This is a genomic window from Streptomyces cahuitamycinicus (assembly GCF_002891435.1).
GTDB lineage: Bacteria > Actinomycetota > Actinomycetes > Streptomycetales > Streptomycetaceae > Streptomyces > Streptomyces cahuitamycinicus.
This window is the reverse complement of sequence record NZ_POUC01000138.1, coordinates 1-18,328: the sequence shown is the minus strand read 5'-3', so window position 1 is coordinate 18,328 and position 18,328 is coordinate 1. Positions and strand designations below refer to the sequence as shown.

The following is an 18,328-nucleotide window of genomic DNA, read 5'->3' as shown; positions in this document are numbered from 1 at the left end:
CTTGCCGGTCTCGGCGACGATCCGCACAGCCCCCTCACGGAACTCCGCGTCGAACTTCCGCCTCTTGCCTGCCATGACCCTCAACTTCCCCTGCAGTCAGGGTCTCTACGCTACGAGGGGAAGGTCATGCCGCAGGACTGAGCCTCTACCAAGTAGTCCGGGAACTGCAGACACTCCTCGCCACCTGGACCGGCGGCTGCGGTTCTCGCCGACCGCGCCTACCAGGGCGCCGGCGCCACATTTCGAACCCCCTACTACCACCACAGCGAACAGCCCGAGCACTACCAGCAGTTCAACCGCGACCACGCCCGTCTCCGAGCACCCGGCGAACGCGCCTTCGCTTAGCTGAAGTCCTGGCGACTGCTCCGCCGGACCAGATGCTCCACCCGCCGTATCGGCACCATCGTCCAGGCTGTCCACACACTGCTTTCCTGCAGCTATTCAGGATGAAAGAGGTTCACTGAGCGTTTTCAGAGTGGCCACCGGTCGGGTGACGAGGTGGCCTCCCGCAACGCACGAGGCCCCTGTGCCGTTGAGAGAGGTGTTCGACGTCTCAACTCATCAGCGCAGGAGCCTCTTTGGGTCCCTATCCTGCCGCACTCGACCTCCCGCACGCCCTGGTCGAGTGGGTAACCATGCTCATCGTCACCGTGAGGGTGACCGCCGCTGCAAGCTCCGTCCTCACCAGCGTGCTCTCGTCGGCCTGGTCTACCTTCGCCGGCACGACACCCTCACCCGGATCGCCGCCGGTTTCGGCATATCCGTCGGCACTGCCCACGCCTACGTCACCGCCGTCGTCGGCCATCTGTCCCGCCGGGCGCCCGGACTGCTGCGGGTCATGACGTTGTTGACGCCCACGGTCATCGGATCTCGTTGTCGGGATGCTGCGCGTCGTAAGCCTGGCGGGCATGGGCGATGGTGTCTCGGTGCTCGAGTGACCAGTCGGCCAGTGCCTTGACGAGGTGGGTCAGACTTGCACCGGTCTCGGTGAGTCGGTAGTCGACCTGGGCAGGCACGGTTGGGTAGACGGTCCGAAGCACCAGCCCATCGCGTTCCAGCCGGCGCACGGTCAGTGTCAGCATCCGCTGGGAAATTCCATCGATGGCCCGCTGAAGTTGCCGGAAGCGCCGCGCCCCGTTCGCAAGCTCGACGATCACGAGGACGGACCACTTGTCGCCCACTCGGTCGAGAACGTCGCGGATTCCGCAGTCGGGGTGGTGTGGTTGCCCGCACGGTTCCAGCTCTGCGGGTGCAGCGGTTACACCGGTGTGCGTCACTGACATCAAACTGCCTCCTTGTGGGCCGACCACGGCCGGTTCAGGATCACCGTAGTTACTGAAGAGAACCACGGTAGGAGATGGAACCGCAATGATCATGGTGACCGGCGCGAACGGACAGCTCGCCTCCCTTACGCTCCAGGATTTGGCCGATCGGAAGGTGCCCGCCTTGGGTGGTAGCCGAACACCCGCCGACGGACAGTGTCACCTGGACTTCGACGACCTCACCAGCCTGGACCTCACCGGTGTCTCGACGCTGGTCCTGGTCTCGGCCGGGTACGCCGAGGACGACAAGGTCATCGCTCGTCACCGGACCCTTCTCGACGCAGCGGTCCGCGACGGCATCGTGCACGTGATCTACACCAGCCTGACCGGCAGCGGGGAGCACCTCGGGTTCGCGCTCGCCCATCGTGCGACGGAGGACCTGGTCAAGGCAAGCGGCCTCGCGTGGACGATCCTGCGCAACGGGCTCTACGCCGAGCTGTTCGGAGCGCTGCTGACGTGGACACCCGACGGCGTGGAGTCAGCCTTTGGCGATGGTGCGCTCTCTGCGGTGGCTCGGGCGGACCTGGCCGCAGCCGCAGCCATCGTTGCCAGCCATCCGACCGCGCATGCCGGCAAGACCTACGAACTGGTCGGTGACCCGATTACCGCCGGTGACGTCGCCGAGCGTCTCAATGTCGCACACCAAACCATTGGACTGAGTGAGTACCGTGCCCGGCTCCTCGCGGACGACGCACTGCTGCCGTTCCAGCCGCCGATGCTCGCCTCCATCGCCACCAGCGTCCGCCATGGGATCCTCAGCAACTCCAGTCCGGACCTCGAGATGCTGCTCGACCGACCACTCGCCGACGCACTGGCAGTTGCCGCGAGCACAGCGGCCGCGATGCGTCCCGGCGCACGCTGACGCGAATGGTTCATCACAACGCACCGCTGTCCCTGGAAGGTCGTCGGCGGCTGGTCGAACGCTGCCTTACCCGTCCTATCGCCCACGTGGCAGCTGAGATGGGCATCTCGCGGTCAGGCCTTGACTCCGGATCTTGGACACTTGAGACCTGGATCTTGAGGATCTGAGGACGGACATCTTGTGGTCATGAAGCACTACCCGCCGGAGTTCAAGGCGGACGCGGTCGCGCTGTACCAGTCGCGGCCCGGAGCGCGACGATCAGGTAGGTCGCCGCCGATCTGGGAGTCAATCCGGAGACTCTGCGCAACTGGGTACGGGCGGCCGGGGCAAACCGGCCCCGGGGACGCAGGACGGAGGTGCCGACGGAACCGCCCCACGCCGCTGGAAGCGGAGAACGCGGCCCTGCGCAAGTGCTGGTAGACCACCGACAGCGGGGTCTCGCCGGTGAACGGCGGGCGCAGCGCGAGGAGTTCGTAGAGCAGGCAGCCCGTCGCGTACAGGTCGGAACGGTGGTCGACGTCCGTGAGCTGGAGGAAGAGCGCGAGATCCTGCGTAAGGCGGCGAAGTATTTCGCCGGGGAGACGCGCTGGTGAACCGCTTCCAGTTCGTCGCCGACCATCAGCGCCGTTACGGCGTGAAGCGGCTGTGCACCATCCTCGGCATCGCCCGCTCAAGCTTCTACTACTGGCGCAGGACCGCAGCCGACCGGGCAGCCCCTCAGGCGGCTGACGCGAAGCTCGCCGCCCGGATACGCAAGGTTCACCAGGACTCGGACGGCACCTATGGCGCCCCGAGCATCACTGCCGAACTGCGCGAGGACGGCGAGCGGGTCAACCACAAAAGGGTCGCGCGGGTCATGCGCAGGATCGGCCTGGCCGGACTGCGGCTGCGCCGCAAGCACCGCACCACCATCGCGGACCCGGCCGCCGCGAAGGCGGCGGACCTCATCAGCCGCGACTTCACCGCCGCGGTGGTGAACACGAAGTACGTCGGCGACATCACTTATCTGCCGCTGTCCGGCGAGTTCCTGTATCTGGCCACGGTCATCGACCTCGCCTCCCGGCGCCTGGCGGGCTGGGCGATCACCGACCACATGCGCTCCGAACTCGTCATCGATGCCCTGGCCGCCGCCGAGCGGTGCCGCGGCAGCCTCGCCGACGCCGTCCTGCACACCGACCACGGCTCCCAGTACACGAGCCGGGCGTTCGCCGACGCCTGCCGCCAGGCGGGCGTGCGGGCGGCGGCCTGCTCGCCCGGCTCGTTCCCGGCGAGGACCAGGAATTGTTCGCCGCGCCGGGCAACCGTGCCCTCCGGTGCGCGTGGCGGAGACGGCCAGGCTGCGCCCGCCCCAGCCACCTGCGGCCCGTCGCCACGGCACGGCCGGCCGTGTGGAGTGGGACTGGCGCGAGCGGCAGGAGGCCAAGAGGCACGAAGCGATGCTGGCCGTACGCGCCAGGCCCTCGCGGCGCTGAACGCCCTGACGCGTCCGATCACAGGGGCAGGCTCATCCGATCGAGAAGTCGGCGAACTCGAGGTCGCTGAAGGCGATCTGCAGGCCGTGGGCGCGGCGGCCCCCGTCGCGGAAGTAGGCATGCCCCAGCGCGCGGGCGAGGATCACCAACTGCTGCTACTGCTCGCCCGCACCGGCGTCCCGGGCGGCGAACAGCTCCCGGGCTACCTCTCCCGGCAGGTACTGGGTGATCCAACGCACCCGCGGATCGTCCAAGGGCCGGCCGCAGCAGCGAACCCGAATCGCGCCCTGGTGCGGAAGGCGAAGCCCTCCGCTTCGGCCTGGGCACGTCGGCGGGCCCGTATCCGGGGCTGCCAGCGAGCCAGGACCGCTTCCTCGATCGCCCGGACATACAGCGGACCCGCCGGGCGACGCGCTCCGGACTTCTGCGTCACCCACCTCTGCACGGCGCGCTGCGACACCCCAAGGCTGCGGCCACCCTCCGGGTGGAATGCCGATGTGCTGCCAGCAGAAACCGCAGGCGAGCCTCGGTGCTCAAGGGAACGGGCCGGGTGCGCAACGCCTGCTCCAGCCCCTGCTCGATATGCCACACGTCCGCCCCTCCAAGCGGCCAGTCGACAGGCCGGCATCCCAGCCCGTGACTTCAGTCCTCCCACGCTGTTTGCCCCCTGACCGCCGTTTCCGGGATTCCCGTGCCAGCACCAACTGGCGTCGGCTACGAGAGCCCCAGGAGAGCGCCGATGACAGAGCGGGCTATGCCCACCGCATGCCGATGTCGGAGAGTTGTTCTACGCGTTCGGGGGTGAGTGTGGCGGCTCTCCTGCGCTGGTTGCTGATCCATGCCCCCAGCTTGATCTCCCGCTGCTCCTGGTCCTTACCGTCCTCGCGGCCGCCCGTCTCCCCGTCCCGGCTGCCGACGATGATCGGTTCGATGTGTTTGCGGGGTACGCGAAGGTGTCCTTCGCGTTGGTAGAACTGGCGGGCGGCCTGGTAGTTGAGGGCCCATTTGGCGGCTTGGCTGGTCCGTGGTTTGGGTTTCTCGTTTTGGGTGGCGGGTTGGATGCCGAGGATGTGTTCGCACATCCACTGCTGGACGCCTGTGAGCTTGTCCCGTCCCATCCGGACCGAGCGCACCCGTCGCCCGAGGTCCTCGCCCTGGTGCACGACCTCACCCGGCTCCATCGGCAGCGTGCCGCCGGCCTCCAGGTGCAGGCGGGCTAGATGGAAGGCGCGCTGTCATTCCACCGGTCAGGCCGGGCACCATGACGGGTCGATTTCCTCCAGCTGCTCGCGCCGTTCCTCCGACAGCGCCCCGGCTGCCGACCTCACGGGCAGCCCTTCGGAATGTCGCTGCTCGTTTTCGGCGGCCCGTCGTGCGGCGGCCCTGGCGTTCTTCAGAAAGATGCCCACGCGGTAGCCCTGGTAGGTGGCGTTCAGCGGGGCGAGCAGGTGTCCGTTCTCCTCGGCCCACCCGCGCGCCGCGGCGAGTCCTTCTTCTCAGGCGACGTCGTAGTGGGACCAGATCATGCCGAGGTTCTCCAGCTGCGTGATGCGGTCTTCGTCCATGTCTCCGCGGGCGTCGAAGCGCCTGGCGTCGGCGATCCACTGCCCCAGCGGGAAGGAGGCGAGGGAGACCGGCCATCCGTCGGCTTCCGCTTCCTGGTCGCTGCGGTCGGGGACGCGGTAGGTGAAGGGGACTTTCAGGTTGCCGTGGAGCCGGTGCTAGAGGGCGGCGGCTTCGATGCCGCGTCGCCAGTGCTGGTGTTCGGGGTTGAGGACGCGCAGGTTGATGAAGACGGCCAGCTGGGTGGGGTCGCGGGGGGTGCTGAATGTCAGCAGCTCTCTGGCCGGTACTGACAGACCACGTCGCTTCGGTCGCTCGCGGCTCCCTCGCCTTCCTCGCCGCCCGAGCGGCTTTGCACGCCCCTGGACCGGCTTTGCGCCTGTTGCTCGGCGAGTTGCTCCACCACGCGGGCGTCGTGTGCCCTGAGTGCTTCGAGCAGCTTCGCCAGGCCGCCGAACGCCCTCGAGGTGAGCCTGTTGTCCGCCGTCTCGCCGGGCCCGAGCAGGACGGGCACGACGAGGGACGCGACCTTGCCCTCGCCGGGCTGCAGCCGTAGTGTCGCGGTTCGTTCGTTCTGAACCGCTCCGGGTCTGATGGAGGCTCGATTCCCTGAGAGGATCGAGTCATGGCACGTCCGTCCCCCTACCCTTTCGAGCTTCGTGAGCGTGCGGTGCGCATGGTCGCGGAGATCCGCCCCAACTACCCGACGGAGTGGGCCGCGATGAAGGCGGTCGCCGCGAAGCTGGGCATCGGGGCCGCTGAGACGGTGCGGACCTGGGTCCGCAAGGCCGAAGTCGATGCCGGCCAGCGTCCGGGTGTGACCTCGGACGAGGCTGCGGAGATCAAGCGCCTGAAGGCGGAGAACGCCGAACTGCGGAGGGCGAACGAGATCCTCAGGGCGGCATCAGCTTTCTTCGCGGCCGAGCTCGGCCGGCCAGCGAAGCGCTCGTAGCGTTCATCGACGCACACCGCCAGGTGTTCGGAGTCGAGCCGATCTGCCGAGTCCTGACCAGCCACGGACTGAAGATCGCAACGAGCACCTACTACGCGGCGAAAGACCGCGCCCCCAGCACCCGGGCAGTCCGCGACACTGAGCTGAAGATGCAGATCAGCCGCGTCCACAGGGACAACTTCAGCGTCTACGGCGTCCGGAAAGTCTGGCGGCAACTACATCGCGAGGGCATACCGGTGGCCCGCTGCACCGTCGCACGGCTGATGCGCGACCTGGGCCTGGAGGGCGCCCGGCGAGGGAAGAAGATCCGCACCACTGTCCGGGACGACGGCCATGATCGGGCCACCGACCTGCTGCAACGCGACTTCACCGCATCCCGACCGAACGAGCGATGGGTCGCGGACTTCACCTACGTCGCCACCTGGTCCGGGATCGTCTACGTTGCGTTCGTCGTGGACGTCTTCTCCCGGGCGGTCGTCGGCTGGTCCGCCGCCACCGGCAAGCGGGCCAAGCTCGTCCTCGACGCCCTCGACATGGCGTTGTGGCGCCGCGACCGGGCCTGAACTCCCGCTGGCCCGGGGCTGGTTCATCATTCGGACGCCGGCAGTCAGTACACGTCGTTCGCGTTCACCGCGCACCTCCTCGAGGTCGGCATCGACGCCTCGATCGGCACCGTCGGCGACGCCCTGGACAACGCGCTCATGGAATCCCAGATCGGCCTCTACAAAACGGAGCTGATCAAACCCCGCAAGCCCTGGCACGGCCTCGCAGACGTCGAACTCGGCACCGCGGAATGGGTCGACTGGTTCAACAACCAGCGCCTCCACACCGCGATCGGAGACATCCCGCCCCACGAGCACGAAACCAACCACTACGCTCAACACCAGCCCCGACCGGCGGCTGGAGTCAACGCATAGAGTCCACCGATCCCGGAGCGGTTCAGTCCTCCCGCCGGGTTCCAGTGGGGATCGATAGCTTCCAGGGCTTTGATGCGGCCGGTGGGCAGTTTTCCGCGGCTGGCGCGACGGCGTTGGGTGCGCAGCCAGGTGCCGAGGCGGTAGCCGTCGTGGCGGGCGGGTTCGGGGACGGTGAGGTTGCCGTGTTCCTGGGCCCAGGCGCGGGCGTGGGTGAGGCCGGCGGCGAAGGAGGCGGCTTGGGTGTTGCGGCGGGGTAGGGCGGTGTGGGCGCCTTCGGCGGTGAGGCCGAGGTCAGCGAGGAGGTGCTGCTGGCGGGGGTGGAGGTCGTCGTAGACGGCGCACTGGCTGTACAGCCACTGCCCGGTCCAGTCCGGTGTGCCGGGGAAGCCCTCCTCGGGGGCGAGGTTTTGGCCGAGGGTGAGTTGTGTGCGGGCGGCCTGGTAGCGGCGTTGCCATTTCATGCCCCAGGGCGGGTTCCAGTACGGGTCGATGCGGGCGAGGTGTTCCTCGTGCGGCCAGGGGGTGTCGAAGAGTTCGCGGTGGAGGTTGGCTTGATGCCGTTGCCTGGCGAGCCAGCGGCCGAGGGGAAAACCTGAGTGTCGGACGGTGTGGGGGATGTCGAGGGCGCCGTGCTGGGCTGCCCAGGTACGGGCGTAGTGCAGCCCTGTCTCCATGGCGGGATGCCGGGTGGCCGGGTCGGGCACGGCGGTGTCCGCTACGGGTTCGGTGAGGCCGAGGCGGGCCAGGAGGTGCTGCTGGCCGGGCTGGAGGGCGGTGTAGTTGACACACTGGGCGTACAGCCACTGCGCGATGCGGTCATCGAAGTTCCGGAACCCGGCTTCGGGGTCGAGGAGGGTGCCCGCGGCGACGGCGGCGTGAGCATGGTGGTGCTCGCGCTGCCAGTCGGTGGGCCAGGGCGGGCTCCACCAGGAGTCAATGCCGGTCAGCGCCTGGTTCAGAGCGGGGTCGAGCTGGCCGCGTCGTGCGCGCACCCGCTGGCTGTGCAGCCATTTGCCGATGGCGAAACCGTCCTGGCGTGCGGAGGTGGGAGCACACAGGTGGCCGTGCTCGCCGGCGTAGGCGCGGGCATGGTCCAGGGCGGTGCGCCGGGCTGCCTTGATATCCCGGCGCCTGGGCGCTGCGCCACGCGCCCGTTCCTGCGTGATGCCGAGGTCGGCGAGGAGGCGCTGCTGTCCGGGGTGGAGGCTGCTGTAGGTGGTGCACTGTTCGTAGAGCCAGGTGCCGAGATTTTCCGTGGTGCCGGGGAAGCCGTGTTCGGGCGTGAGCGGCTGCCCGGCCTTCACCAGTGCCTTGGCGCGGTGGTAGATGCGCTGCCACCACAGGTTCCAGGGCGGGTTCCACCACGGGTCGAGGGTGTCGAGGGCGGCGGCGCGGTCGGGAGCGAGTTCGGGTCCTGCGGAGCGCTGGTTGGCGAGCCACAGGCCGATGGCGAAGCCTTCCATCTGCACTGTGTTGGGCGCGCACAGGTGGCCGTGCTCGGCGGCGTAGGCACGGGCATGGCGCAGCCCACGTGCGAACCCCCGGGCCGCGTCTTCGGCGCTGTCTGGGAGCGACGCAGGCTCGGTCTGCACGGGTGTCTCGCCCCGGTTGCTGCTTTGCGCCAGGAGCTGGGAAACCGGGGTGGGCCGGTGAGGCGGGGAGATGCGCCACATGTTCCGCGTCTTCGGTTTGTGCCCGGCTTGGCTGCGGACGCAGGCGCGCACCCACGCGTTCAGCGGCCCTGTCGTGACCGCAGCGAGGCGGCCGGCGATCCACGGCCGCTCGAGACGCCGGGCCAGTTCGCCGACGAGGCGGGGGACGTCGGCGAGCGAGTGCGGTTGATGCCAACCCGCCTCGTCGAGCAGTTGCTGCTGCACGCCCGCATCGGCCAGGGCCGTGGCCAGCGTGACGGCTTCCGGGTAGGTCACCGCATCCCGCGCTGCTACGCGCCAGGCGAGGTCGTTACCCAAGGCCGTCGACCGCAGCCGGTCGGGCCAGATGGTCTCTTCCGGCCAGGCCTCGTCCCCCCACGACGCTGTCACCGCCTGCGCCACAGCGAACGCTTCGCCGGCGTGCGGTGTGCGCCGCAGCAGCCGTGCATGACGGCGCTGGGCCGCGGCGATCTGCGGCACGTGCCGAACGTCCAGCTGCCCGGGGCCGGCCGTCGCTTCGTCGGCGACGGGTGTTTCCAGCATCCAGCACTGGTGTTTGACGCATACCCGTGCGTGCGGCAGGAGGTAGAGGCGTGCTTCTTCCGGGCCCTGTGTGGCTTTCGCGGTGCAGGTCCGGCAGCCGGGGCCGGTCGGCAGGATCGTGGCTGCGGTGCGGACCCAGGCGGCCGGCCCGCTTCCCAGCCTGCTCGAGGGAACCTCCCGGCCCCAGGCGGGAAGGGCGTGGCGCAGGTGTTCTTCGGGCATGCGGCAGAAGGCGGCGACCACCGTCCGGGCCTCGGTGTTGAAGACGACTTCGCCGTCGGGCCGCACGGTGAAGAGGTTGGGACGCCGTCCCACGTCCACGAGTGCGCCGATGAGTTCTTTGGCCGTGAGCCGGTAGCGGGAGGCGACTCGGCTCAGGTAGGACAGCGTCGTCTCGCCGTGCAGCGGCGCTACCCGCACCGCACCCAAAGCCTCTCTGTGCCCCAAGAGTTCGGGCTGCTCGCGCTCGCAGGGCTGCACCTGCTGCCCGCTGGTGGCCTGCGTCACCGCTGCTCCGGCCTCCGTCAGGATCCGCTGTGGCTGCGCGGGCGAGGGAGGCGTTTTCTGGGCGGGCGGGCTTGCTGTTCGGCCCGGATGTCGAGCTGGATGCCGACCAGGAGCTTCTTGGTGATCCTTTCGCTGCCGTCGAGCAGGGCGGTCAGGGCGGCTTCGCGGATGAGGTGGGAGAGGCTGCCCATGACACCGCCGGTGCGCTGGTGGAGGTAGTCGGCGTGCCGCGCCAGGGTGTGCGGGGTGTGGTGGCGCAGGCGCAGGGCTTGCTCCATGTCGGTGACCAGAGAACGCCAGATCTCGCGTTGCTCTTCAGTGGCGCAGGGCAGCGCGGTGTTGCGGATCAGCGTGAAGCGGCCGGCGAGCTGGGCGCCACGCGGCCCGGTCAGCAGGGGAGAGGCTTCGACGTCGACGCCGGCGTAGACGAAGGTGGCGGGGATGCGCTCGCCGAGGTGCTTCATCTGGTCGGAGGTCTTCGCGCCGGACCGGGTGCGGGTGTCGAGCAGGTGGACGTCGTCCACGAGGACCAGCTTCGTCTCCAGGAGGCACAGCAGGTGGCAGACGGCGTCGGTGATCTGTGCCTGGTTCATGCGGATCGCGATGGGGATGCCGAGGAACCGGGCGAACTCGCTGACCAGCATCTTGGGTGTGGAGGCCGGTGGCACGGCCAGGAAGACCACGGGCAGACGGTCCGCGCTGCCGGGGTGCCGGCGCTGCTCGGCGAGTTCGAAGGTGCGGCCCATTTCCAGCAGGGTGGTGGTCTTGCCGGTGGTGGGCGGCCCGGAGACGATCAGGCCGCGGCGTGCGGTGCCCTGCTGGCGGCGGTTGAGGAGCATCAGACGCCGCAGCGACAGGGAGATGCGTTCCATGGCCGGGGTGGTCAGCACCACGAACCGGGAGTGGTAGTCCAGCCGCTCCTTAAGCGACCAGTCCTCATCGGCGGCCGGATGAGGCTGCAGCGGGGGAGCGGCGACGAACTGCTGCCAGCCATCTCGCGTGGTCGGCGGCGCGTACGCCGCAGCCCTCGCTCCGTCGTGAAGGGTGCTGTCGGCAGGGGCGTCTGTCACCACTGTGCTGCTTCCTGGTAGGCGTCATAGATCCGGGACGGGCGCGGAACGCGGGCGGGGGAGTCTGGCCCTCCGCTTCCGGCAGGCTCATCGGCGTCAGCGGGGCCGGGCAGCAGGTCGTCGTCCTCGTCCCAGCCGTCCTCGAACCCTGCCTCCCCTTGCTGATCTTCTTCTTCCAGCGGTGTGAAGGCACCCACCAGGCCGTAGGAGAGGGCCGGAGCCGCCACGGGGTCCGGGACCGCCTGCGGCACGGCCGGTCGGGCCAGGGACGCTGCGGCGCTGGCGCGCGCCGCCACCGTCTGCTCGCGGCGGGTCCCGGCACCGTTGCTCGCACGCCGCAGGAGGCGGTCCAGGGCCTGGGCGAGCTGCCGCTCGTGCTCGACGCGGTCGCCACGGCGCTCGACTGCGGCACGGACGTGCTGCCAGGTGAAGTCGGTGAAGGGCAGGCTGACACAGCCGCGGTGGATCCACGGCACCTCTTCCCACCCGGTGGGCAGCCGCACCCAGATCTGATTCGGGTCGTAGGGGTTGTGGTGCACCTCCCATCTGCCGTCCGGCGCGCCCGACCGGTCCCCGCGGTGCGGATTGAGGACCTTGTGGTCGTAGGTGCGGTAGTCGAAGCGGATGCCGTAGTCGTTGATGGCCACCCGCTTGACGGGCATGAGCTCGATGCAGTCGTCCCCGCTCAGCGGCACCGGGACATAGCCGGTGACTCCCACGAGCGCGCCCCACATCTCATTCGGCGACAGGGCGAGCTTCGGCGCCAGCGGATGGCGCAGCGACGCGTGCGGGCGGTGCTGCCAGTCGGTGACCAGCCACTCATCCAGCAGGTCCTGCACCTGCGCAAGCGTCCAGCACGCCTCGTCCTCAACGCGCGTGCCGCGCCGGGTGACATCCGAGCCGCTGTATCCGGCCACGTACTGGGAGAACCGGTCCCCGATGGTGCGGAACGTCCGCTCGACATGGCCCTTGGCCGGGCCGTTGGCCGGCGGCGCGGGCTGAACGGACACCCCCAGGCTCTCGCACGCGGCAATGAAGGAATGGGAGACAAACACCGCACCTAGGTCGACCACCACCGTCTCCGGCATGATCACCGGCCGGGCCGCTGCCCCTTCTAGCCGCGCATCCAACGACACCAGCCGCTCATAGGGGATGACGGACCGGGACATCGCCAGCGCCGTCTCCCACCCCGGGCGCATCCGCATGGGCGTGACCATCTGCGCCAGCAGAACCGCCGCATCCACCGATCTTGTGCCCACCGGACGCACCACCGCGGCACAGATACTGCGCGTTGCTACGTCCAACGAGATCGATAACTCGACCGACCCCGTCACCCCGTCGGCGAGCACCACCAGCACATCCAGCGGCGTACTGTCCAGCATCACCAGCTCACCCGGCCGCAGCGTCACGGTCGGTGTGAAGGGAGGGGCCGGCCGCGACGCGCGCCGCCGCTGCTGTGCCGCCGACCCCAGCAGTCCATGGCCGTCGGCGAGCGCGTGCACCAGCCGGTTGAACGTCGTCACCGGCGGCACCTCCACCGCGCCGGGACCGTGGGTTTCCTCCAGAACCCACCCGACCATGCGCCGCAGCCGGCTCAGCGTGCCACTGGAGCGTTCCCGCTGCGCCTCCAGCACTTGAGTGATCGCAGCGACCACACGCTCATCGGCCCGGCCCACCACAGAACGCCTACGCGCCGTGCGCTGGTCGACCAGCCCCCACAGCCCCTTCTCGCGGTAACGGGCCCGCATCCGCCGCACGGTCACCGCACTCGTCGGCTGCCCCGCCGCGGTCAACTCCGCTGCCTTGGCCTCCTCCCGTTCCGCCACAGTCCGCTGCGCCGGATCGAACTCCGCCCGCGGCACACCGCCCTGCCCCGGCACCGGAAGGCCGGTCTCCACCTCGCGCACGTGCCGCTCCCAGGCCTCAGCACGCTCGCGTGCCTTCACAGGCAGTTCCTCCAGGAGCCCGAACGGAGGCACCTGGGGGCGGGCCGTTCCTAAGAGTTCGAAGTCAGGAGCGGCGAACAGATAGCTCACCAGCACCGTTGCCGTGGAGTTGTCCGAGTCGACCAGCCTGGCACGGGTCCCTTCGAGCATCACCACCGTCCAGGTGCGGTCCTCGAACCGCACCTGGCTCCCCACCTCGAGTACTGCCGCCGTCACGCAGACGCCCACTCGCCCGGGCCTGCTGTCACGGTCACCCGTTCATGCAAGGGCTCTCAGCGGGGCTGACAGCGCCCCGGTCCATAGGGCATGGAAGAGGGCCGGGAGAACCTTGATGGTGTCCCCGAGGTCACGTGCCCCTTCGACCAGCGGCCGAGGACGGGCAAAGACCCGCACCGCCTCTTCCAAGAGCGCGGTGTCCCGGTAGCGAGGGTGCCGGTATCCCGACAGCCAGCCCAGGTTGGCAGCGACAACCGGTTCGGGAGGCGAGGCGACCCAGTACTGCCATCCCACCGCACGTGCCGCCGCTGCCATGACGTCAGCACGGTGTGCGAGCCGGGGAGAGATCTCCCCTCGTCCGGCACAGTCGAGCAGCAGACCACCGCCGTCGCTGAACCGTGCCATCAGATGCGGCACGCGACACCCCGGTCCCATCAGATCCCCGCCAGGACAGCTCTACAGGGCGGCACGCCATCGCCATGACCGAAGGATCACGGTCCAGCAGCATCACCTGGGTGCGCATGACACCCGACCCGTAGTGCACCAGTCGCCCGGTGGCAGCCGACCACCACCAGCCCGGCGCGAAACGACGGCCAGATCGCACGGGAAACGGACGTACCGGACCGCAGTCCTCCAGACGGACGACACGAGCGGCCTCGCCCCACGGCATCCGCTGTTCTCCACCGTACGGATCCAGGAAACGGGCGCTGTACGAACCTGGATCAGCGACCGCCAGGTGCGCCGAGGAGCCTTGCTGCCACACGCACCATCAACCGACGAGCAGCCCATCAGGTAATGGGCACATGGCGACCTACTCCGTCACGCCCATGTGACGCCCACCGCATGCCGATGGCGGAGAGCTGCTCGATCCGCTCCGGGGTGAGCGTCGTGGCCCTGCTCCGCTGGTTGCCGATCCATGCCCCGAGGCGGAGAGCCCGCTCCTTCTGGTCCTCGCCGACGATCCGCTCGACCCACTTCCTCGGGACCTGAAGGTGTCCTTCGCGCTCGTAGAACTGCTTGGCGGCCTCGTAGTTCATGGCCCACTTGTCTGCCTGCGTGCGGCGCGGGGTCGGCTTTTCGTCGTCGGTGGCGGGTTGGATGCCGAGGACTTGCTCACACAGCCACTGCTGCACGGTCGTGAGCCGGTCCCACCCCAGCCGCACCGACTGCACCCACCGCCCCAGATCCTCGCCCTGGCGCAGGACCTCGCCCGCCATGGTGGGCAGCGCCTCGCCCGCGTCCAGGTGCATCCGCACGAGGTGGAAGCACCGCTGCCATGTCACCGGCCAGCTCGGGCACCAGGACGCGTCGATCTCCTCCAACTGCTCGCGCCGCTCCTCCGACAGGGCCCCGGCCGACGACTGCACCGGAAGCCCCTCGGCACGCCTCTGCTCGTTCTCGGCGGCCTTCCGTGCGGCGGCCCGTGCGTTCTTCAGCCAGATGCCCACCCGGTATCCCTGGTGGGTGGCGTCCAGTGGGGCCAGGAGGTGGCCGGCCTCGGCGGCCCATCCACGGGCGGCGGTCAGGCCCTCTTCCCACGCGACGTCGAAGTGCGACCAGACCATGCCCAGCTTCTCCAGCTGCTCGATGCGGTCTTCGTCCATGTCGCCGCGGGTGTAGAAGCGTCGCGCGTCGGCGATCCACTGCCCCAGTGGGAAGGCGGCGAGGAAGGCCGGCCACCCTTCGGCTTCCGCCTCCTCGCTCCCGCTGCCGGGGACGCGGTAGGTGAAGGGCACTTTAAGGTCGCCGTGGAGCCGTTGGTAGAGGGTGGCGGCTTCGATGCCGCGTCGCCAGTGCTGGTGTTCGGGGTGCAGGACACGAAGGTTGATGAAGGCGGCCAGCTGCGCGGGGTCGCGCGGTGTGGAGAACTTCAACAGCTCCCGGGCCGGCACCGACAGTCGGTCGCTTCGGTCGCTCTCGGCTCCCTCGCCTTCCTCTCCGCTGCGGCTCTGTACGCCCCTGACGCGGCTCTGTGCTTGTTGCTCGGCGAGCTGTTCGACGATGCGGGCATCGTGCGCCCGCAGCGCCTCCAAGAGCTTGGCCAGGCCGCCGTACGCCCGGCTGGTGAGCATGTTGTCGGCCGTCTCTCCGGGCCCGAGCAGGACCGGCACGACCAGTGACGCCGTTTTTCCCTCGCCGGGCTGCATCCGCAGGGCGCGGCCGACGGCCTGGACGAGGTCGGGCATGGAGCCGCGTACGTCCGCGAAGTACACGGAGTCGCATTGGGATGTGTCGATGCCCTCGCCGAGCACGCGAACGGACCCGAGGAACGTCTTCTCCACGACCGTGCCGTCAGCAGCGATACCCCTGGAGAACTCGTCAAGGACGCGGCGCCGGTGGAGTGGTTTGTGCTCGCCGCACAGCCAGTTGGCCCAGATCGCCTTCGGGTACAGCTCCGGATCGGCGTCGCGCAGTCGCTCGGCGACGTGGGGGAGGCCGGCTGCGAAGGCTTCGGCCTCCTTGACCATGTGGTGGAAGACGAGAGCGCGCCGAAAGCCTTCCTCCGCAGAGGCTTTCACCAGGGCGGTCTGCAGGGCGGCGAGCCGTGCCCCGCGCACCTGCTCGGAGCGCGCGTCCTCGCCCAGGAGCTGGGCGGCCTGGAGCTGGGTGTCGGTGATGTCCAGGCACACGACCTGGTAGGGGGCACAAAATCCCCTGTCGATGGCCTCCGAGAGCGTCAAAGTGAACGCCCTGCTGCCGAACGGCGAGTTGGCATCATCTTCCATCGAGGCCACCAGTTCACCCGGCGCGCCCTGCTCGGAGTCCTCGTCGAGCTGCCAGAGCCGGGGCGTGGCGGTCATGTACAGGCGGCGCAGGGACGGGATCCGGGTGTTGTCGTGCACGACCGCCCACGGCTTCCCGATCCGGCCCGAAACCCTGTGCGCCTCGTCCACGACGATCAGCGACCATCCCGGAAGGCCGGCGGCGTGCGCACGTTCCAGCGTGCCGAGCCCGAGGGAGGCGTACGTGGCGAACACGGTCACTTTGTCGAACGGCCGCACCCAGGCGACCAGCTCGTCCACGTCCGTGGTGTTCGGGAAGCCCGCATCCTCCCCTCGCAGGGACGACACCCCGATCATCGGGCCGCTACGACCTCCCTCGCGCCACGCGGTCTCGGTCTGCGCGAGCAGGTCCAGTGAGGGCACGAGCACGAGCACACGGCCCGCACGGAGCTCCTCCGCGCTCCGGGTGGCCACGAGGGTCTTCCCGGTTCCGGTTGCCATGATCACCTGAGTCCGCAGCCCCCGCTCCGGCACAATAGATCTTGCAGGCAATTCGAGTGCCCGGAGTACCGCATCCACGGCTTCTCGTTGGTGGGGACGGAGTTCCTTCACAGCCATTCCGATCTACCCTTTTCTGCAGGGCCGGACGAAAGATTCCATCTGCCACAGGCGAGCAACGAGCATGCAGCCGCCATGCCATGGGCCACGACGCCACCACCACGACACCCCGTTCACGCCTCCACTCCGGGACACAGAAGACCACCTTGCAGCGGCACACAGACCCCCAGAACCCGGGAGTCATTTAAATCCAGAGTCTATCTCACATCAAAGATGAAGCAGACCGCCGAAAGAGTCAACGCCGATGCTATGGGTACTCCACAACCATCACTGTCCACCCTGACCCGGAGAGCCATGACACACAAGACCGAAAACGACCAGGGAAACCGGTTCTGCAAGGCCTGCGGCACGCCGGCCGAAGACGGAAAACTATGCAATCACTGCGGCGCCGTCCTGGACCTGCCTGACGATGCCGGGCTGATCGAGGACCAAGGCGCAGCGGTACGACGAGACTTCGAAGGACGCACCGAGCAGCAAGAGCAAAAGTGATCGAGACAGCAGCACGAACCCAACCCACTGAGGAACGCACACAGGGGTACACGGGCCGGCATGGCACCCAAGACTGATCACCTCATGTCCTTGCGGGCCGAGCGCCAGCTGCGCCAGGTCCGCGCCTTCTATACGGCAGGAGTCCTGTTGTGGGCGACCGCGGCGGCCTTCACCGGCCTGCTGCTCACAGCCTCCCTGTGGCTGCGGCGCATCCAGACCAGCACAGCGAGCAGGCCGGCACATCACGCTGCACCGCGGCATGTGATTGCCCCACGCCACGCGAACGCCTGAGCCCGACTCCGTACTCCCAAGCTGGTGCTCCTGAAGTCGGCGAAAGGGGCATGTCTATTGCGGTAGTTGGCGGCAAGGCGTCCAGGGAAGGGAGGCACATATGGGGCAACGCCCGGATTCTCGTGTTCCGCCGCCATGGACGAGGCCAGGTAACCGTTGGGGGCCGCGACTGTATTGGCCGATGCTGTGCCTGAGTATCGGCCTGCTGGTGTGGCGGGTGATCGATGGTGACAGTGCGGTGCGCATCGTGGTGGCAGCCGGCCTGGTCCTCATGTGGATCTGTCTTATAGCTGCGAACCGGGCTGCACGGCGCAGGGAGGCCAGTCGAGAACCGCCCTCGTAGCCAGACTGGCCCGCACCTGACAGCACAGGAGGAGTGCCGGTAGCTGGTTGTGCTTCACAGCGGCGTGTGGATGTCATGAGTCGTTGTACTCATGCGTGGGGTCTTCCCGCGCGTCACACTGTCGTGGCCGTGACAGACCATCAGAAGGGGCAGGCGCGATGAGTGGACGCAGGACCGTAGCAGTGGCGTTATTGGCGGCTTTCGGGGTGGTGGGTGCAGGGGCGGTGCCGGCCGCGGCAGATGGCGGTCTTCTTTCTCATCCCGGGCCTGAAGGTCTGGTGTGGGTGCCGGAGTGGACGGGTGATGGCGGGGTCGCGTCCGGTGGGGCATGGGAAGGGCTGCCGACCGTGCTCACGGTGGCCTGTGAAGGCGGAGGCAGTGTGGCGGTGACGATGGAATCGCAGCAGGCACGGGTGGCCGAGTTTTCGGTGGACTGTCCTGCTGGCAGCGCGGGTGTGGGCTCGGTGACCATGGATCCCGGGGTAGTGCAGCGGGGTTCTTTCACCGTGGGCGTTGACGCCTCGAGTGACAGTATCCGGTGGGCTTTGACAGTCACCCAGCCCGAGTAGGACCACCCGCCCGGCTTTTGCTGCCGCCCGGGCCGAAGGCCCGTTGCCATGGCGCGCAGCGCCATCAGGTGGCTGGAGCGCAGCGCAAGCCACCTCGCGGGACCGAAGGTCCCGCAGCTCCGGGAGCGCAGCGGACGGAGCGTCACCCGCCTTGCTACGCAAGGCGGGTGGACTGCTTGCGCAGCAAGCAGTCAGCGCTCCCGCGGAGCGGGAGCGCAATCCCCGTGCGCAGCACGGGGATTCGCTTGCACATCGCGCAGCGATGTGGTACCC

15 protein-coding genes and 4 pseudogenes are annotated in these 18,328 nt (G+C 68.7%); 10 read left to right on the top strand and 9 right to left on the bottom strand.

Features of this window, described 5'->3' with window-relative positions; translation table 11 throughout:
- Positions 1-201: 201 nt before the first annotated feature.
- A pseudogene (locus C1J00_RS19830) lies at positions 202-450 on the top strand (transposase family protein); the annotation flags it as partial.
- A gap of 128 nt (positions 451-578) precedes the next feature.
- A pseudogene (locus C1J00_RS19825) lies at positions 579-865 on the top strand (helix-turn-helix domain-containing protein); the annotation flags it as partial.
- On the opposite strand, the gene C1J00_RS19820 reads toward C1J00_RS19825, so the two are convergent.
- Positions 861-1,283 carry a winged helix-turn-helix transcriptional regulator gene (locus tag C1J00_RS19820; protein ID WP_102910406.1) on the bottom strand — a complete coding sequence of 141 codons (423 nt, stop codon included), beginning with the start codon at positions 1,281-1,283 and terminating at the stop codon, positions 861-863. The pseudogene C1J00_RS19825 and the gene C1J00_RS19820 sit on opposite strands and share 5 nt — an antisense overlap.
- 85 nt (positions 1,284-1,368) lie before the next feature.
- Here C1J00_RS19820 and C1J00_RS19815 point away from each other — a divergent pair, with 85 nt between their 5' ends.
- The 4 genes and pseudogenes from C1J00_RS19815 to C1J00_RS45330 all read left to right on the top strand — a co-directional run bounded on the left by C1J00_RS19815 (position 1,369) and on the right by C1J00_RS45330 (position 4,327).
- Positions 1,369-2,184, top strand: coding sequence for an NAD(P)H-binding protein (locus C1J00_RS19815; protein WP_102910405.1), 816 nt, complete (start codon positions 1,369-1,371; stop codon positions 2,182-2,184).
- 5 nt (positions 2,185-2,189) lie between these two features.
- A pseudogene (locus C1J00_RS19810) lies at positions 2,190-2,300 on the top strand (IS481 family transposase); the annotation flags it as partial.
- A gap of 294 nt (positions 2,301-2,594) precedes the next feature.
- Positions 2,595-2,777 (top strand): hypothetical protein, encoded by a 183-nt coding sequence (locus C1J00_RS45335; RefSeq protein ID WP_180989614.1) that lies wholly within the window; start codon positions 2,595-2,597, stop codon positions 2,775-2,777.
- A complete protein-coding gene (locus tag C1J00_RS45330) occupies positions 2,774-4,327 on the top strand; it encodes an IS3 family transposase (protein WP_180989613.1) in 1,554 nt (517 codons plus the stop codon). The genes C1J00_RS45335 and C1J00_RS45330 overlap by 4 nt, the downstream gene beginning before the upstream one ends.
- Positions 4,328-4,408: 81 nt before the next feature.
- Here the strand turns inward: C1J00_RS45330 and C1J00_RS48295 are convergent, their stop codons facing one another.
- Positions 4,409-4,837 (bottom strand): helicase associated domain-containing protein, encoded by a 429-nt coding sequence (locus C1J00_RS48295; RefSeq protein ID WP_439333416.1) that lies wholly within the window; start codon positions 4,835-4,837, stop codon positions 4,409-4,411.
- A 66-nt stretch (positions 4,838-4,903) separates the two neighbouring features.
- Complete coding sequence (locus tag C1J00_RS48290) at positions 4,904-5,092, bottom strand: hypothetical protein (RefSeq protein WP_439333417.1); 189 nt, start codon at positions 5,090-5,092, stop codon at positions 4,904-4,906.
- Here C1J00_RS48290 and C1J00_RS48285 point away from each other — a divergent pair.
- Complete coding sequence (locus tag C1J00_RS48285; protein ID WP_439333415.1) at positions 5,000-5,512, top strand: hypothetical protein; 513 nt, start codon at positions 5,000-5,002, stop codon at positions 5,510-5,512. The genes C1J00_RS48290 and C1J00_RS48285 overlap by 93 nt on opposite strands.
- Here C1J00_RS48285 and C1J00_RS48280 read toward each other — a convergent pair.
- Positions 5,488-5,733 carry a hypothetical protein gene (locus C1J00_RS48280; protein ID WP_439333414.1) on the bottom strand — a complete coding sequence of 82 codons (246 nt, stop codon included), beginning with the start codon at positions 5,731-5,733 and terminating at the stop codon, positions 5,488-5,490. The genes C1J00_RS48285 and C1J00_RS48280 overlap by 25 nt on opposite strands.
- A 111-nt stretch (positions 5,734-5,844) precedes the next feature.
- Here C1J00_RS48280 and C1J00_RS19780 point away from each other — a divergent pair.
- Positions 5,845-7,088 (top strand): annotated as a pseudogene (locus C1J00_RS19780) (IS3 family transposase).
- On the opposite strand, the gene C1J00_RS19775 reads toward C1J00_RS19780, so the two are convergent.
- From C1J00_RS19775 to C1J00_RS19755, 5 genes are all read right to left on the bottom strand, one after another.
- Entirely contained in the window at positions 7,049-9,790 is a 2,742-nt protein-coding gene (locus tag C1J00_RS19775; RefSeq protein WP_102910402.1) for a Helicase associated domain protein, read from the bottom strand. The pseudogene C1J00_RS19780 and the gene C1J00_RS19775 overlap by 40 nt on opposite strands.
- Before the next feature lie 17 nt (positions 9,791-9,807).
- Positions 9,808-10,863, bottom strand: coding sequence for a TniB family NTP-binding protein (locus C1J00_RS19770; protein WP_102910401.1), 1,056 nt, complete (start codon positions 10,861-10,863; stop codon positions 9,808-9,810).
- The gene (locus C1J00_RS19765) at positions 10,857-13,022 is read right to left on the bottom strand and encodes a TnsB C-terminal domain-containing protein (protein ID WP_245936416.1); all 2,166 of its coding nucleotides are present in this window, start codon (positions 13,020-13,022) and stop codon (positions 10,857-10,859) included. Before C1J00_RS19765 ends, C1J00_RS19770 begins: the two co-directional genes overlap by 7 nt.
- 42 nt (positions 13,023-13,064) lie before the next feature.
- On the bottom strand, positions 13,065-13,427 hold the full coding sequence (locus C1J00_RS19760) for a TnsA-like heteromeric transposase endonuclease subunit (protein WP_245936415.1): 363 nt from the start codon (positions 13,425-13,427) through the stop codon (positions 13,065-13,067).
- A 383-nt stretch (positions 13,428-13,810) separates the two neighbouring features.
- The gene (locus tag C1J00_RS19755) at positions 13,811-16,363 is read right to left on the bottom strand and encodes a DEAD/DEAH box helicase (protein WP_102910399.1); all 2,553 of its coding nucleotides are present in this window, start codon (positions 16,361-16,363) and stop codon (positions 13,811-13,813) included.
- A 294-nt stretch (positions 16,364-16,657) separates the two neighbouring features.
- Between C1J00_RS19755 and C1J00_RS19750 the strand changes: the two genes are divergently transcribed.
- Both C1J00_RS19750 and C1J00_RS19745 read left to right on the top strand, forming a co-directional pair.
- Positions 16,658-16,852: a double zinc ribbon domain-containing protein gene (locus tag C1J00_RS19750; RefSeq protein ID WP_102910398.1), complete on the top strand. Its 195-nt coding sequence runs from the start codon at positions 16,658-16,660 to the stop codon at positions 16,850-16,852.
- A 60-nt stretch (positions 16,853-16,912) separates the two neighbouring features.
- Positions 16,913-17,143 (top strand): hypothetical protein, encoded by a 231-nt coding sequence (locus tag C1J00_RS19745; RefSeq protein WP_102910397.1) that lies wholly within the window; start codon positions 16,913-16,915, stop codon positions 17,141-17,143.
- Positions 17,144-18,328: the final 1,185 nt, after the last annotated feature.

Bases quoted from the DNA above. Each gene is read 5' to 3' on its own strand.
- C1J00_RS19820 (WP_102910406.1), bottom strand. From the start codon at position 1,283: ATGTCAGTGACGCACACCGGTGTAACCGCTGCACCCGCAGAGCTGGAA.
- C1J00_RS19815 (WP_102910405.1), top strand. From the start codon at position 1,369: ATGATCATGGTGACCGGCGCGAACGGACAGCTCGCCTCCCTTACGCTC.
- C1J00_RS48295 (WP_439333416.1), bottom strand. From the start codon at position 4,837: ATGGAGCCGGGTGAGGTCGTGCACCAGGGCGAGGACCTCGGGCGACGG.
- C1J00_RS48285 (WP_439333415.1), top strand. From the start codon at position 5,000: ATGTCGCTGCTCGTTTTCGGCGGCCCGTCGTGCGGCGGCCCTGGCGTT.
- C1J00_RS19760 (WP_245936415.1), bottom strand. From the start codon at position 13,427: ATGGCACGGTTCAGCGACGGCGGTGGTCTGCTGCTCGACTGTGCCGGA.
- C1J00_RS19755 (WP_102910399.1), bottom strand. From the start codon at position 16,363: ATGGCTGTGAAGGAACTCCGTCCCCACCAACGAGAAGCCGTGGATGCG.
- C1J00_RS19750 (WP_102910398.1), top strand. From the start codon at position 16,658: ATGACACACAAGACCGAAAACGACCAGGGAAACCGGTTCTGCAAGGCC.
- C1J00_RS19745 (WP_102910397.1), top strand. From the start codon at position 16,913: ATGGCACCCAAGACTGATCACCTCATGTCCTTGCGGGCCGAGCGCCAG.